We start from the raw sequence: 15,341 nt of genomic DNA, 5'->3' as shown, positions 1-15,341 counted from the left end.
CGCCGGGGGGGGGTGGACGTCGGCGGGCGCGCCCACCCCCCCCCCCCCGCCCCCCCCCCCCCCCCCCCCCGGCCGGGCGCCCCCCCCCCCCCCGCGGGGGGCCCCCCCCCACGGCCGGGGCGGGCGGGTGCGCCGACGCGCCGGCCGTCCGTGCCCCCTCCCGCCGTCCCCCGTCGCGCTGCGCGCGGGCCCGCCCCCCGGACAGGGGCCGCCCCGTTCGCGCCCCGCTTCCTCCGCGCCGTTCGACCGGCGCCGCCGTGGCCGGAACCGGCCACGGCGCCCCGCCGCCCCCGTTCCGACGAACCCGCGGCCACCGCGGCGGATCGTAGAGGGCCCGGCAGAACCGGAACGCGGCCACCCGGCGCGTTCCCGACGACCCGGGGCCCCTCCGACGGGCACGGGCACCCCACCCGACGACACACCGGGGAGCAGTACGACACCCTCCGCGCCGCAGGGCGCGGGGCCCGCCCGGCGGACACCGGGGCCCGGCCCGTCCGCGGGCCCTTCCAGGCCCCGCGGGGCCCCCGCCCGCCGTCACGACGAGACCGCCGACCGGACCGGCACCCCCCGGCCGGCGGCGGAGCGGTCCACCTCATCGACTCCCACGACACCCCCAAGGAACTCCGATGACCCCCAGCCGCACCACCACCGCCGCCCTCGCGACCGCCGCTCTCGCGCTCGGACTGACCGCCTGCTCCGTCAGCGTGGACCCCGACGAGATGGGGCTGGAGTACAACGCCGGCCTCTTCTCCTCCACCGGCTTCGACCAGTGCGTCGAATCCGGGAACCGGGAGTACTACGGCCCGGGCGACCAGGTGTACGTGTACCCCGGCGGCCAGCGCACGTTCACCTTCTCCGGCGGCGACGAGGCGGAGATGTCCTCGGAGACGGTCGTCACCGCCGACAACCTGGAGATGACCTCCACCGGTGTCGTCACGTTCCAGCTCAACCCCGACTGCGAGGTGTTCCAGCAGATGCACGAGCTGGTCGGGACCAAGTACGAGGCCCACGAGGACGAGGGCTGGAACGAGATGATCCGCGACTACGTGGGGCAGCCGCTGCGCCGTGCCCTGGACGACGCCAGCGCGGAATTCGAGTGGCAGGCCCTGTACTCCGACGACGACGCGAAGCGGGAGTGGGAGGCCCGCGTCGGGGAGCTGCTGGTCGAGTACGTGACCGAGATGGGCGGCGGGGCGTTCTTCATCAGCCCCACCTACACCACGGAGGACGGCGACGACCTGGGCGCCCCGCAGCTCACGCTCCAGCGGCCCGTGCCGCCGGAGACCGTCCGGGAGGCCATGACCGAGGCACACCAGGTCGCGGAGCAGATCCGGACCGCGGAGGCCCGGGAGGAGCTGGCGGACGCCGAGGCCGAGGCGATGCAGGCACTCGTGGACCTGCTCGGCCCGGAGGGCGCGGTCCTGTACGAGGCCATCAAGAACGGTGACGTGGACGTGGTGGCGCTGTCCCCGGGCGCGGGGGTGTCGGTGACCGGGAGCGGGGACTGACGCGTGGGCGCGGGCCGGGGGAGCACCCCGCCCCGCGCCGTGTCGTCCCGTCGCCCCGTGCCGTTCCGTGCGCGTGCGCCCCGTCCGCGTCGGTCCGGTCGGCCGCGGGCGCCGACCACCGTCCGCGTGCGCGCCGGGATCCCGTCGAGGGCCTCCGGATCACCGGCGGACCCTGCCCCGCCCGTGCGCGCCGAGTTCGACGGCCTCGTCCGCCCGCGCCTGCAGACGCCGTGCCCCGCCCGTGTGCGCGCCGGGGCGGCCCGCCGGCCGCAGGCGCCCTGGCGGTCCGATTCATCCGACGTCTACGCTGGCGCCATGAACGCCACCACGGGCGAAGGCGCCCCCACCATCACCGTCCCCGCCGCCTTCAACGGGCCGGACGGGTCGGGCAACGGCGGCTACACCGCGGGCCTGCTCGCCGCACGGCTCACCGGCGTCGGCGGGTCCGCCGTCCAGGTCACCCTGCGCACCCCGCCGCCCCTGGACCACCCCCTGGCGGTGGAGGGCGACCCCGCCGCCGGCCTCCGCCTCACCGACCCGGCGGTCGGCGAGGGGCAGCCGGGCCACCTGGTCGCCGAGGCCGCGGTCGCCGACCTCCCCGGCGGGCCCGGAACCCCCGCTGTGCCGGGAGGCCCGGTCGGCATCGCCGAGGCCGCGGAGGCCGAGAGCCGCTACGCCGGGCTCGCCGGGCACCCCTTCCCGCGCTGCTACAGCTGCGGCCCGGAGCGCGCCGAGGGCGACGGCCTGCGCCTGTTCGCCGGTTCCGTGCGCCCCGGCACCGGCCCCGGCGGCGCCGGGAACACCGTCGCCTGCACCTGGACCCCGCACCCCGGGCTGGACGACGGGTCCGGCGCCGCTGACCCGGTCCAGGTGTGGGCCGCGCTGGACTGTCCCGGCGGCTGGTCCAGCGACGTGGTCGGCCGTCCCGCCGTGCTCGGCCGGTTCACCGTGCGGATCGACGAGGCCCCGCGGATCGGGAGCACCTACGTGGTGACGGGCCACCTGGCATCGGTCGACGGGCGCAAGATCCACACCACCAGCGCGCTCCTCGACGGGACCGGAAGGACGCTGGCCCGCGCCGCCGCCACCTGGATCGCGCTCCGGGCCTGACCCGGGGATCGGCCGATTCGCCCTCCCACCTCGCAGAACCGCTACCGTGAACCCTTGTGGCCCTCGAACACCCGCGCCCGACCGCGCCGACCGACAGCACCGACGCCCCCGGAGCCCCCGCTCCCGGAATCCCCCCGGCACGCGGGGGGCGCGGGGGCCGGGGACGCGACCCCGAGCGGCGGCGGGCGATCCTGGACGCCGCCGACCGGGTGATCCAGCGCGACGGGCCGGACGCGTCGATGCTGGCCATCGCCGCCGAGGCCGGGATCAGCAAGCCGATCCTCTACCGCCACTTCGGTGACAAGGGCGGGCTGTACCGCGCCCTCGCCCGGCGCCACGTGGACCCGCTCATCGAGCGCATCCGCGAGGAGCTGCACCAGCACACCCGGTTCGAGGTGAGGGCGCGGGCCACCGTCGGCGCGTACCTGTCGATGATCTCCCAGAACCTCAACCTCTACCGGTTCCTCATGGACCGGGCCACGTCCGAGGACTCCCGCATGCGCGGTGACCTGGGCATGATGGTGCGCCGGCTCGGCGAGGAGCTCGCCGAGCAGCTCCTCGCGGAAGCGCGGGTCGGCAGCCGCCTGCGGTCCCAGATCGTGGCGCACGCCGTGGTCGGCATGGTGCAGGCCGCGGGGGAGTGGTGGCTGGAGCACCCCGAGGTCAGCGAGCGGGAGATCATCGACGACCTCACGGACGCGGTCGTCGGTGCGATCCGGGGCGGCCGCGGCTGAGCGCCCCGGCCCGGGGGAAGGCCCTCGTGCGAGGAACTTTCGGGCAATTCACCAGAACCCCTTGACCTGGAGCGCACTCCAGGTCCCATGCTTCTCGACATGAGGGACTACTACACGCCGGGCGAGGTCGCCGAGAGGTTCGCGCTGACCCTGGACACGCTGCGCTACTACGAGAAGGCGGGACTGCTCCGCCGCGTGGAGCGCTCACCCAGCGGACACCGCCGCTACAGGACCGACGACGTGGAACTCCTCCACCTGGTCCGCTGCCTGCGCGACACCGACATGCCCATCGCCCGCCTGCGCGACTTCGCCGAGCTGGTCCGCGCCGGGGACCACACGGTCCCCGACCGCGTCGAGGTGCTCCAGGGCCACCAGCGCCGGCTGGACGAGCGCATCGCCGAGCTTCGCGACCGCCAGGCCGTCATCCAGCACAAGATCGACTACTACCTCGGCGTGCTCGCCGAGCGCACCCACGAGCCGGTCGAGGAGACCATCTGATGCGCCACACCACCATCGGGGACCGCAGTGTCAGCGCCCTCTGCCTGGGCGCGATGAAGTTCGGCAGCCAGACCGACGAGGCCACCTCCGCCGCCCTGCTCGACCGCTTCGTCGAGGCCGGGGGCACCTTCGTGGACACCGCCGACTGCTACCAGTTCTGGGTGGAGGGGTTCGAGGGGCACGAGAGCGAGACCTTCCTGGGCCGGTGGCGGCGGGAGCGGGGGATCACCGACGAGGTCGTGATCGCGACCAAGCTCGGCGCCCAGCCCACTGTGCCCGGCACGGGTGCGGAGACGAGGGAGGGGCTGTCGGCGGGGGCCGTCGCCAAGGCCGCCGAACGCAGTCGCGAGCGCCTGGGGGTGGACCGGCTCGACGTGCTCTACGCCCACCACGAGGACCGGTCGGTCCCGATGGAGGAGACCCTGGGCGCGTTCGCCGAGCTGGTCGCCGAGGGCGCGGTCGCCGAACTGGGCCTGTCCAACCACCGGACCTGGCGGCTGGAGCGCGCCCGCGCCGTCACCGAGGCCAACGGCTGGCCGCGCCCCCGTGTGCTCCAGTACCGGTACAGCTACCTCCAGCCCCGGTTCGACCGGCCCCTCGGCTCGACGGGGCACATGCACGCCACGCCCGAACTCCTCGACTTCGTGCGGGAGGAGGCCGCCGAGGGCCGGGAGCACACGCTGGTCGCCTACACCTCCTTGCTGTGGGGCGCCTACACGAGGCCGGAGAAGGCCGCCGGGCTCGACCCGGTCTACGACCACCCCGGGACCCCGGCGCGCCTGGCGGTCCTGGACGAGGTCGCGCGGGAGACCGGCGCCACCCGCAACCAGGTGGTCCTCGCGTGGCTGATGGACAGCGACCCCCGTGTCGTGCCGCTGGTGGGGGTGAGCGGCCTGGACCAGCTGAACGAGGCGATCGAGGCCACCGACCTGACGCTCAGCGCGGAGCAGTGGCGGCGCCTGGCGGACGCCGGGTAGCGGCCACGGGCGGCCCGGCCCGCCGACCCGGCGCAGGGCGGGGCGGGGCTCCGCACGGCGCGGCAGCGCCTCTCCCGTGCCGGCGCGCGGCGGCACGACGGGCGGGAGAGACGGTGTCCCGCGGGGCGGGCGTTCCGCGGGGGGCGGGGTGGCGTGGCCGAGGCCGGTCAGCAAGACCGGGGCAAAGTACGCATACACGCACATAAAACTGTGTGTACGGTTTTTCTCAAGCCATGACCGGATACCTTCCCTAGTGGCGGCGGGGCGGCCGCGCCGCCTCGGTCCGCGAACCCGTGGGAGGGGCGACTTGCCCGAGAGCATGTACCACCAGATCCACTTCGCCTGGGCCGAACCCACCCTCCTCGGCAGAGTCGGACCCGGTCCCGCCTCCTCCTCCCTGCCCGAGTCGGAGCAGCCCGTACTGCGCTCCTGGCGGGACCGGCTCGCCCCCGCGCTCACCGCCGACTACCGGTCCGCCCTGCCCGACACCGACCCCGCCGACTACCCCGAGACCCTGTGGGCGCACACCTACCCCGACGGGCAGGCGGCCCTGGTCTACCGGTGGCCCGGGGACGTCCGCTCCGCGCACGCCTGGGCCATCGTCGGCCCGGGGTACGGACTGACCCTGCCGCGCATCCTGGCGCTGCACGAGAACCCCAACACCCGCCCGGCACAGCGCCGCCCGCCCGCCCCCGGCTGGGCCGCCATGGACACGCTGCCCGCCCCCGAGCCCTGGGAGCGCACCGCCGCGCCCGGCGCCGTGCGCACCCGTGACCGGCACGCCGCCGAGACCGCCGTCGGCGGCGAACCCCTCCTGGTCGGCGCGGTCGCCGCCGCCCTGGCGCGGCCCGACCTGCCCGTCCACATCGCCCTGGCGCCGGAGCGCGCCGACCTGTGGCAGGCGGTGCAGCTGCGCTTCCTGTGGGGGATGCACCGGGCGCTGCACGACGTGCTCACGCCGCCCCGGGCGATCCCGGCGGCCGGGTGGAGCTGGTCGTTCTCCACCTACGACCCCGTGCTCGGCGCCGCCGACGGTCGGCACCTGGCCTTCGGCCCGCCCGCCGCCCCGGCGGCGACACCGTTCCTCAACCCGCCGCCCCCGGACCACCGCAGGACCGCCGAGGCACTGGTCGCCGTGCTCCGCGAGGAGGGCGGCGACGCGCTCGCGGCCCACCTGGCCGAACGGGGGATCCCCGAGGCCCCCACCTTCGCCGACCGCCGTGACCTGCTGTCCGACTGGCTCAACCCGGCCCCCCGGCCGTCCCGGGCCGTGCCCGGAGAGGCCCCGCCGGCCGCCCCCGCCCCCCTCCCGCCCTCCGACGAGGGGGCGGGCGGCTCCGTTGCCCCGGAACCCGCGGAGGGGTTCGAGGCGCACGGAGCCCCGGAACCCGCTCCGCCGCGCGGGTTCGGTGGGCGGGCCCCGGTCTTCCCCGCCGAGACCCACGCCCCCGGATACGGCGTTCCCGACGACGACCTCGGACTGGAGGACGTCCCCGAGGCCGAGGCGCTGCCGGACGGCGAACCGGAACCCGGGAGCGGGGACGGCCTCCCGAAGGCGCCGGACGCCGACGCGGACGGGGGGTCCGACGGCGACCGCGGTTCCGTCCGCGACCGGTACCTCGGCGGCGACCGCGCCCCGCACGGTGGAGGAGACTCCGCCGGTGACCGCGCCCCCGTCGGCGGCCGGCGTTTCGGCGGCGCGTCCGAGCAGGACGACACCCCCCTCCCGGACCTCCCCGAGGCCGAGGCCCCGGGGGAGGAGGAGACCGGGCCCCGCCCGCCCTCGGAGCCGTGGGCGCCCGCCGAGCGCACCGGAGCGGCACGCCCCGCCCCCGGCGCCAGGCTGGGACAGGGCTCGCTCCGGGCGTTCGCCGAGGAGATCGCCCGGGCCGCGGACACGGAGCGAGAGGCCGGACGCGCCCGGTCCGCCGCGGGTCCCGGACACGACACGGACGGGAACCCCCCGACGGGCCGGAGCAACGAAGCGCTCTGGCCCTCGTCCGACCCCGAGCCGGCGCCCCTGCCCGAGACACCGGAGCCCGGGCCCGACGGCGCGGCCGACGCTCCCCCCAGGACCCGCATGCCCCGCCTCGCCCCCGCGCACGGGGAACCGTCGGACGCCGCCGCCCTCCGGCAGGGGGAGGCGGACGGGGACGAACCGCAGGGAGGACACCGGCGGACGACGGGGATCTTCGACGCCCCGGAACCCTACGCGCAACCCGGACCGGCCCCCGCCCGCGACCCCCTGGCGCCGCCCGCCTACTACGAGGCCGGCGAGATCGTCACCGACGACCCGACCCCGGTCGCCGGGCGGCCGCGCATGTTCGGCCGCACCCTCCGCAGGGCCGTCGACCGGGACGCGAGGGCCGCCCAGCGCCGCGCCGCCGAACACAGGGAGGCCGAGGAGGCCGCCCCGGCCCCCGGGGCGGGGGAGGCTGCGGAGGCGCCCGAGGCCCCGGGGCCCCCGGAGTTCCGGGGGTCGCACGAGCGGACGGCCCCCGTCCCCCCGGCCGACCGCCGCGCCCTCCCCGCGGACGGTCCCCCCGAGGACTTCGCCCCTCCGGCCCCGCCCGAGCCCGTCGCCGCCCCCGAACTGAGGGCCCCCGCCGACGCCCCGCCCCTCGGCGTGGTCGCCGCGGCCGACGGGGAGAACGGGGACCGGGGCGGGGACGAACCCCTCGACTACGCGGCCGAGACCGAGCCCGGGTCCGACGACCCCTTCGACGAGGGGCCGGCCGACGACAACTGGCCCACCCAGTACGCGGACCTGCCCCTGGCCCGCCTGGAGCGCTGGCACTCCCGCCGCGGCCCGGAGGGGGCCCGTGTGGACGTGGTCGACGCCCGCGCCGCCGTCCGCGCCGAACGCGCCGAGCTCCAGCGGGTGCGCGAGGAGCGCGACCACTACCACGCGGAGGTCCAGGACCTGCGGCGCGACGTCGCCCGACTGGACCGCCCCTGGCTGGACCCCGAGGACGAGGAGGGGTACGACGCGCCCCCCGCCCCCCGCCCCCGCCGTCGGCTCCCGCGCGTCCTGGCGCCGATCCTCCTGGTGGCGTTCCTCGCCGTCGGCCTGGAGGCGGGCGCCCGCCTCGACCTGGGCGCCCTGGACCTGCTCGCCCTCCTCGGCGGCGGGATCGCCTCGCTGTTCGGGTGATCCCGCCCGACCCCGGTCCCGGAGGCGACGACACCCCGGCCCGGCCGCCCCTCCCCTGCGGGGGGACGGCCACTCCGGAGCCGGAACAGCGAACCCCACGGCCACTTCGGGCGTCGAACCCCGTCGTCAACGCGAGATCGTCGCGTCGAATGATGAGGAGCGGTTCGTGTTCGGAATCCTGCGCCCCTGTCGGCACACCCTGCCCGACGGGCTCGCCGAGGAGTGGATGTCCCACATGTGCGGGCTGTGCCTGGCCCTGCGCGATGACCACGGCCAGGCCTCCCGGGTCGCCACCAACTACGACGGGCTGGTCGTCTCGGCCCTGACGGCCGCGCAGTCCGAGAGGGAGGCCGACACCCGCGCCGCCGGCCGCTGTCCGCTGCGCGGCATGCGCGGCGCCCGGGCGGCCAACGGCTCGGGGGCGTACCTGGCGGCCGCGGTCTCCCTCATGCTGGCCTCCGCCAAGATCACCGACCACATCGAGGACGGCGACGGCCTCTACGGCCGGCGCGGCGTCCGCTCGCTCGCGGGCCGGGTGGCCGCGCGCTGGCGGCAGGGGGCCACGGAGGCGGGAGACAGGCTCGGATTCGACGGCGCCGGGCTCGTCGCGGTGATCGACCGGCAGCGGGAGGTCGAACTCGCCGCGGGGGAGGGGACCGACATCCTCACGGTCACCGCCCCCACCGAGGAGGCCACCGGTGAGGCGTTCGCGCACACCGCCCTCCTCGCCGACCGCCCCGCCAACGCCGCTCCGCTGCGTGAGGCGGGGCGCCTCTTCGGCCGTATCGCCCACCTGCTGGACGCGGTCGAGGACCGTGAGGAGGACCTGGCGCGCGGCGCCTGGAACCCGCTCACCGCGACGGGCACCGGCCCCGACCGGGCCCGGGAACTGTGCGACGGAGCCGTCCTGGGCGTGCGCCTGGCACTGGAGGAGGCCGAGTTCACCGACGACCGCCTGGTCCGCGCCCTGCTGGTCCGCGAACTCGGCCGCTCGGTCGACAGGGTCTTCTCCCAGGCGGGATACCCCGCGCCGGGGCCTCACGGGCCCCACCAACCCCACGGACCCCACCACCCTCAAGGCCCGCACCAGCATCAGGCCCCGGGGCCCCACCCTCCCCGCTACTCCCACGGTCCCCACGACGCCTACGGCGTGGAAACCCCGCACCAGGGAGGAGGCCACCACCACGGGGATCACGGTCCCGGCGAGGGCGGCCACGGCTCCGGGGGCGGCAAGTCCGGTGGCGGAGGGTGCTGCGGCGCCTGCTCGTGCGACACTCCCGCGGCCTCCCACCCGCCGAAGGCGCGCGGATTCTTCAGCGGGTGCGCGGTGGCGCTGTTCATGTGCGGCACGTGCCAGTTCTGCTGCCGGGACCCGCACCCCGGGCCCTGGAGCGGGAAACCCCGCAACTCCTGGTGCGACTACTGCGAGTGCTGCCAGTGCTGTAACTGCTGCCAGTGCTGCGCCTGTTGCGACGGAATCTGAGACGGGCGGCCCCGCACCCCCGACTTCCGGCGGCGTGCGCGACCGCGCCCGCCGGAGGCCGGGGCCCCACCCGGCGCCCGCGCCGCCACCGGGCCCCGGCGTCCCCGCCCCCGGGCAGGGGCCGTGACCGGAGTCGGCCAACCCGGCCGTCCGCCGCCGACGGAGAAGGAGAATCCCCGAGTACCCCCAGAGGAGAAGAGGACGATCCCCCATGCCCCGACACGGTTTCGGCGGGCTGCTCACCGACCTGGAGTGGGACCGCCTGACGTTATCGATCCCCCGAATGCCCTTCGTCCCGGGGCAGACCCTGCTGCGGCAGGGGGAGACTGGATCAGGAGTGCACCTCATACTCAGCGGGAGGGCACGCGTGGAGACGACGCGCACGGACGGCACTTCGGTCCCCCTGGCCTTCCGCTCCTACGGCGACGTGCTGGGCGAGTCGGTGCTGGCGGGGGAGGGCCGTGCCCGCAACGCCACGGTGACGGCCATGTGCGAGGGCAGCACCGTGTACCTGACCGCGCCCCGTTTCCAGAGCAGGCTCACCGAGCTCAACCTGGTCGCCGCCCTGTGGCGCAGCGTGTTCGAGCGCCAGGACGAGAGCGACCAGATCCGGGTCCAGCAGGCCGTCCTGCCCGCCGAACGCAGGCTGCCCGCCGCGCTGGTGCACCTGGCCTCGATGCTGGGGGAGCCGATCCCCGGCCTGCTCACAGACCGGCCCGGCGTGCAGAAGGAGGGCCGGCTGCTGCACATTCCCCTCCCGCAACAGGAGATCGCGGCCTTCGCGGGCCTCTCCCGCACCTCGGTGCACAACGCCTACACCCAGCTGAAGGAGCGGGGCCTCATCCGCACGGGAAGGCAGTACGTGGCCATCCTCGACCTGGTCGGGCTGGAGGCCCTGGCGCGCGGAGACGACCGCGGCTGACGTGGCCTGCGTCACTCACCCTCCGCTCTGTTCAGAAGTGAACAGAGCGGCACCCGTCCTCCCGGAATGCTGTCGGCAGGCAACAGAAGGCCCGCCGCGCATCCGACGAGGAGATCCCCATGGAACTGATCCCACCCCGCTACGGAACGGTCGCGCCCCTTCCCCCCTACCGCGCCGTCCTGGCCGTGGACATGGAGAAGTTCAGCGCCACCAGCTCCCTCAACCAGCAGACCATCGGCAATCTCATCCCCCACGTGCTGGAGCTGGCCCTCAACCGCTCCGGCCTGAGCCACGTGTGGGAGGAGCGCCGTTTCCCGCGGCACGGAGGAGACGGCTACGTGTTCGGCACCGATCCCGAGCACCTGCCCTTCCTCATCAGCCCCTTTCTGGAGAACTTGCAGCAGGTACTGCAGGAGGTCCAACCGGATCTGGCTGTCCGTGACCGGGCACTCCGGATGAGGCTTCGGGTGAGCATTGACGTCGGCCCCCTGCCCGACCACGGTGACGGCAACCCGATGAACGCCATGGGCGAGGCCATGATCAGTACCCACCGCCTCCTGGACTCCGAACCGGTGCGGGAGGAGCTGCGCCGGACCGACGCCGACACCACCCTGGTGGCCGTCATCGTGTCCCGGCGCGTCTACGAGGACGTCGTCCTGGGCGGTTTCACCCCCGTCAAGGCCCCCCGGTGGCAACCGGTGCAGGCGAACGTCGCCGACAAGGGCTTCCAGGCCGAGGGGTACCTGTTCGTCCCCACGCCGTCCCGGGCCCGGGAAGCCGAGGTCGCGCAGGCGGAGCCGGGACAGGAAGTCGAGGCGTCGGCGCCCGTGAACGGCGCTCCTGGGGTCGGTGAGACCCACATCGGCTACTCGGTCAACACCAACCACGGCCAGGTGGTTCAAGCCGAGACCCTGAACGGCGGGGCGGTTTTCGGGGGCGGTGCCTCACATGGCGGATGACGCACCGCCTCCCGAAGATGCGCGGGGAGACGGAGGAAGCGGTGAGACCGGACGCCCTCCGGACCCGCCGAAGCCGCAGACGGACCATGACAAGGACGTGCCTCGGCAGTCACGCTGGGGAAACCGGGTCGACGAGAACCGGGGCCAGGCAGTCAACGCCGGTCGGATAGACGGCGGGGTCCACTACCACGAGTACATCGGGGAGGGGACCACCCGACGGCTCCGCCAGGCGGCCAGGCTCTCCCCGGAGCGGGTGGGAGAGGTGCGCGCCACCTTCTGTCCACCCGACGAGGACAAGCATGCGGCGTTCCAGAGCGACCTGCGGTCCCATGGCGTGGGGGTCATCACCGGTAAGCCCGGAACTGGCCGAGCCTTCAGTGCGGTGCACGCATTGGACGGGGTCCGTCCCGGGACACCGATCGAGGAGCTCACCATCGACCCGGGGGAGAAGGACGCCGGGATCTCCCTGATCAGCGTGAACTCCAACCATTCCCGTTTCCTCGACCTCACCTCCCTCGCCAGGCCGACGACAGCTCAGTCGGTCTCTCTGCGAGGCCTGGTGGAGGATGCCCGTGACGCCCGGGCGCTGCTGGTCCTCATCGCGGGGCCGGGCCAGCGGCAGGAGTTCCTGACCGAGTACCAGGCCTGGCTGCACATCGACGCGCCCGCCGGCGCTGTCGACGTCTTCCGCCGGGCCATGGGGCAGCGCTGCGGGCCTGAAACCGCCGACCGGTGGTTGCGGCACTCCGAGGTCCTGGACGTTCTGGAGGGTGCCGAACCCTCGAGAGCGATCAGGCTCGCGCAGGAGGCGGACCGGAGCCGTCGCCACGGGCGGATGCCGGGGGAGGACGAGGCCGTCTGGATCAAAGAGGTCCTCGACAGCTTCGCCGACGCCACCGAGGAGATGGCGCGGTGGTTCAACCGCCATGACGCCGAGACGGAGTTCAGCCGAGTGCTGATGGCGACGGTCGCCCTGCTCGAGGGCGGACACCGCGAGGTGATCACGCGGCACGCTGATCGGTTGGCCAGGGAGTGGCACATCCCGCCGCTGTGGCGCACACCCATCTCCGGTGAAGGGCTGACCGCGCACCTCTGGGAACTCGGTGCACACGTGATCGAGGATCGGGTCCACTTCAAGCGTCGTGGAGGCGCGGACGATGCGCTCGACTACCTGTGGCGCGAGCATCCGGGCGCACGCGAACACATCCAGGAATGGGCGAGCGCAGCCGTGGCCGATCTGGACAGCCCGCAGCGGGCCGTGGCCGCGCAGCGGTGGCTGCGCCTTGCACGGCGCCATCGCGACGCCGCGCCCGTACGGGCGCTGATCGAGCGGTGGGGCCGTTCCGGAACCGGCATGTGGGAGGCGGTGCCAGCGATCGCGGAGGCCGCCGTTACGCCGGAGCTGGGGACACAGGTGCGTTCCGCGCTGTACCGAGTCGCCCAGGGGGCGGGGGTGACCCTGCGGGACCGGACGGTTCTCGAGGCATGCCGGGTCTACGGTCGGGTCCAACCGTCGACGGCTCTGACCCGGATACGCCATATCGCGGAGAAGGTACCGACCCACTGGGACCAGGCGGTGATCCGGGCTCTGGAGGACATCGCCGGGGAAACCCCCAACGACTCCGTAGTCCTGGAGGAACTGGTCTCCTGGACGGAACGGCCCGAAAGGGGCCGGCGGAGCTTCGTGGCGGGACTCGCGCTGTGCCGGATCCTGGACGCCCGGGAAGACGACACGACACCGCGGGTGATGGCCGAGGTGAATCGGCACGAGATCGACAGCGGCCTCGTGGCCGTCGCGTGGCGCGCGGCCTCACGCTCGGGCAGCAAGGTGGGAAAACCCCTGTGGTCCTGGCTCAGCGCTCTCGAAGCGGGTGGGGGAGGGCACCCCGGGGCCTTCGACGTCCTGCGCCGCGCGGGCAGCGGTCACGAAGTCCTCTCCCCCGCGCTGATCCGCTCCATCGGACGGTGGAAGCACGCCCACGCGCGCAGGACCCCCGTCCTTGACGACCTGGCCCACTGCCTGAACACACATGAGGAGAAGCGATGAGCGCATGGCGACGCAAGGGCGACGGCGGGGAGGTGCCCTCCTGGAGCATCGCCTTCAGGTCCCAGGACACGACGCACGCCTTCCAGGCCCGGGTACCGACCAACACCGAGGGCATGTGGTTCGAGGGGGCATTCGAGGTGACTGTTTCCTGGAACGGCGCGGGAGCGGCGGCGCGGGCACGTGCGCTGGCGAGGATCCAGCGCGAGGTCATCCACATGGCCTCGAAGGAGAGTGCCGAGTTCTCCCTGGGGGACCGCGGTTCGGCCGAGGCCGAGATCGCCTGTGGTCTGGCGGAGGCGCGGAACTTCCGTGAGGAGGCGGTACGCGAGGTCGCGGTGCTGGTGAGCCTGACCGCCGACCAAGAGGACCTGGCGTTGGACCGCGAACGTGAACGGGTCGGTCCTCGCAAGGAGATCCAGAGGGCGTTGCACCGGGCGAGCATGGAGAGGGTCAGCGAACTCCGCAAGGACGTGCTCAGCGATCCCCAAGTCGCACGCGTGTGGTGGTACGAGCAGAACCCGGACCTGCTGCACGACATCGAGAACGCGGGGGCGGCCCTCGACACCATGGCCACGTCCCGTGAGGAGGTGGCCGGGGCCGGGGAGGGCCGGGAGGCCCAGGGAGACCCTGTTCTGGACGCTTTTCTGAAGGGACTGGAGGAGTGGGAGGTCCCCGCGGTTCTGGAGCGCCTGACCACGTTGCTGGAGGGCTTCGAACGCCCCGACCTGGTGAACCTCCTACGTGAGAAGTGGCCGAGCGCATGATCTCGAACGACCGGTTCGCCCACGGATGAGGCGGGCCGGCACGGCGGGGCGGGCAAGAGAGCGGTTCGACCGGCCGGGGCTCGGGCAGGGGCCCGGGGGACGGGATCGAGGCCACGGGCGGACCGGTCACCGCACGTCCGGGCCGCTCCTAACCTGGGAGCATGACCGACAGTGCTTCCCTGCCCCCGTCCCCGCTCCCCCCGGAACTGGTGGGGGCCCTCTTCGAGATGGACCTGCCCCGGCGCCACCTGGACGACCTGGCGGCGGCCCCGGACGAGGCGGGGGAGATCCTCCTGAACGCCGCGCAGGAACTGGGCTCCACGAGCCCGCGTGCGGCACGGGACCTGTTGGAGGCACTGCGGGAGTTCGCCCCGAACCCCGACCACCGCCAGTACGCGACCCACATGCTGGCGGCGTTTCTCCGCGCCGAGGGCCGCGTGGAGGAGGCCGACCGCCTGATCGAGGGGCTCATGCGCCCCGGGGTGCTCGGCCGCGCCACGGCCGTCGTGCTCGCCGACGAGTTCGCCCGCGAGGGGGACCTCGACAAGGCGCTGTACTGCTACAACGTCGCCTGTCGCGCCATCCTCGCCCAGCCCGCGCAGATCATCTCCCAGCTGGACCCGTACGGGCTCCTGCCGCTGGTCGGCCGGGCCGTGGCCCGCGAGAGGCTCGGACTCGCCCCGGACGACCACGACCGTGCGGCCCTGGCGGCGGACGGGGCGCCGTCGTCGCTGGAGACCGCCCTGGAACGGACCGACGACGCCGCCCCAGGCCGGGGCCCGGTCGTCCATGCGGCCTTCGCCCGGGACTCCCTCCCCGAGGCCCGGGACCTCGGCCTCCTGCCCGACGGCGCGGACGCCCACCACCACGGCGTCGAGCGGTCCCTGCGAGCGGAGTCGGCGGAGCACCCCGGCGCCCTCCTGGCCACGGTCCTCACCACCCCGGGGGAACTGGGCGCCTTCGCCGGCGCCCGGGGACTCGACGCGGCGGACGGCGACGCCCTCCGGCTCTGGGCGGGGACGCTGTCCCCGGAGTCCGGCCGTCCGACCCCCTGGCCCCCCGAGCGCAACCACCCCTGCTGGTGCGGTTCGGGGCGCAAGTACAAGAAGTGCTGCGGATCCCCGTCCGTGCGCTGATCCCCGCGGCCCCGGGCACGCCGCCCCCTGGCGACGGCCGGGGGCGGCG

12 protein-coding genes are annotated in these 15,341 nt (G+C 74.6%); all 12 read left to right on the top strand.

What is annotated here, in order from left to right:
- The first annotated feature begins 626 nt into the window (after nt 1–626).
- Nucleotides 627–1,508 (top strand): SPFH domain-containing protein, encoded by an 882-nt coding sequence (locus ACIRPH_RS12035; protein ID WP_402912894.1) that lies wholly within the window; start codon nt 627–629, stop codon nt 1,506–1,508.
- Between the two features lie 315 nt (nt 1,509–1,823).
- Nucleotides 1,824–2,618: a hypothetical protein gene (locus ACIRPH_RS12030; RefSeq protein WP_402912892.1), complete on the top strand. Its 795-nt coding sequence runs from the start codon at nt 1,824–1,826 to the stop codon at nt 2,616–2,618.
- Nucleotides 2,619–2,674: 56 nt separating this feature from the next.
- Nucleotides 2,675–3,352: a TetR/AcrR family transcriptional regulator gene (locus ACIRPH_RS12025; RefSeq protein WP_402912889.1), complete on the top strand. Its 678-nt coding sequence runs from the start codon at nt 2,675–2,677 to the stop codon at nt 3,350–3,352.
- A gap of 99 nt (nt 3,353–3,451) precedes the next feature.
- On the top strand, nt 3,452–3,850 hold the full coding sequence (locus ACIRPH_RS12020) for a MerR family transcriptional regulator (protein ID WP_402913320.1): 399 nt from the start codon (nt 3,452–3,454) through the stop codon (nt 3,848–3,850).
- On the top strand, nt 3,850–4,827 hold the full coding sequence (locus tag ACIRPH_RS12015) for an aldo/keto reductase (RefSeq protein ID WP_402912887.1): 978 nt from the start codon (nt 3,850–3,852) through the stop codon (nt 4,825–4,827). Before ACIRPH_RS12020 ends, ACIRPH_RS12015 begins: the two co-directional genes overlap by 1 nt.
- 307 nt (nt 4,828–5,134) lie before the next feature.
- Complete coding sequence (locus ACIRPH_RS12010) at nt 5,135–7,981, top strand: hypothetical protein (RefSeq protein ID WP_402912885.1); 2,847 nt, start codon at nt 5,135–5,137, stop codon at nt 7,979–7,981.
- Between the two features lie 166 nt (nt 7,982–8,147).
- Nucleotides 8,148–9,464 (top strand): DUF5685 family protein, encoded by a 1,317-nt coding sequence (locus ACIRPH_RS12005; protein ID WP_402912882.1) that lies wholly within the window; start codon nt 8,148–8,150, stop codon nt 9,462–9,464.
- Between the two features lie 211 nt (nt 9,465–9,675).
- Nucleotides 9,676–10,386: a Crp/Fnr family transcriptional regulator gene (locus tag ACIRPH_RS12000; protein ID WP_402912880.1), complete on the top strand. Its 711-nt coding sequence runs from the start codon at nt 9,676–9,678 to the stop codon at nt 10,384–10,386.
- Between the two features lie 119 nt (nt 10,387–10,505).
- Entirely contained in the window at nt 10,506–11,345 is an 840-nt protein-coding gene (locus tag ACIRPH_RS11995; RefSeq protein WP_402912878.1) for a hypothetical protein, read from the top strand.
- Nucleotides 11,346–11,442: 97 nt separating this feature from the next.
- On the top strand, nt 11,443–13,392 hold the full coding sequence (locus ACIRPH_RS11990; protein ID WP_402912876.1) for a hypothetical protein: 1,950 nt from the start codon (nt 11,443–11,445) through the stop codon (nt 13,390–13,392).
- Entirely contained in the window at nt 13,389–14,156 is a 768-nt protein-coding gene (locus tag ACIRPH_RS11985; protein ID WP_402912873.1) for a hypothetical protein, read from the top strand. The genes ACIRPH_RS11990 and ACIRPH_RS11985 overlap by 4 nt, the downstream gene beginning before the upstream one ends.
- Before the next feature lie 161 nt (nt 14,157–14,317).
- On the top strand, nt 14,318–15,292 hold the full coding sequence (locus ACIRPH_RS11980) for an SEC-C domain-containing protein (RefSeq protein ID WP_402912870.1): 975 nt from the start codon (nt 14,318–14,320) through the stop codon (nt 15,290–15,292).
- Nucleotides 15,293–15,341: the final 49 nt, after the last annotated feature.

It is taken from the genome of Nocardiopsis sp. NPDC101807 (assembly GCF_044766605.1).
Classification (GTDB): Bacteria; Actinomycetota; Actinomycetes; order Streptosporangiales; family Streptosporangiaceae; genus Nocardiopsis; species Nocardiopsis tropica.
Note: the sequence above shows the minus strand (reverse complement) of the source record. Positions and strands in the feature narration are given on the sequence as shown.

What these genes read in the sequence shown, in the direction of transcription:
- ACIRPH_RS11985 (WP_402912873.1), top strand. Translation starts at nt 13,389, where the DNA reads ATGAGCGCATGGCGACGCAAGGGCGACGGCGGGGAGGTGCCCTCCTGG.
- ACIRPH_RS11980 (WP_402912870.1), top strand. Translation starts at nt 14,318, where the DNA reads ATGACCGACAGTGCTTCCCTGCCCCCGTCCCCGCTCCCCCCGGAACTG.
- ACIRPH_RS12030 (WP_402912892.1), top strand. Translation starts at nt 1,824, where the DNA reads ATGAACGCCACCACGGGCGAAGGCGCCCCCACCATCACCGTCCCCGCC.
- ACIRPH_RS12035 (WP_402912894.1), top strand. Translation starts at nt 627, where the DNA reads ATGACCCCCAGCCGCACCACCACCGCCGCCCTCGCGACCGCCGCTCTC.
- ACIRPH_RS11995 (WP_402912878.1), top strand. Translation starts at nt 10,506, where the DNA reads ATGGAACTGATCCCACCCCGCTACGGAACGGTCGCGCCCCTTCCCCCC.
- ACIRPH_RS12015 (WP_402912887.1), top strand. Translation starts at nt 3,850, where the DNA reads ATGCGCCACACCACCATCGGGGACCGCAGTGTCAGCGCCCTCTGCCTG.
- ACIRPH_RS12020 (WP_402913320.1), top strand. Translation starts at nt 3,452, where the DNA reads ATGAGGGACTACTACACGCCGGGCGAGGTCGCCGAGAGGTTCGCGCTG.
- ACIRPH_RS12000 (WP_402912880.1), top strand. Translation starts at nt 9,676, where the DNA reads ATGCCCCGACACGGTTTCGGCGGGCTGCTCACCGACCTGGAGTGGGAC.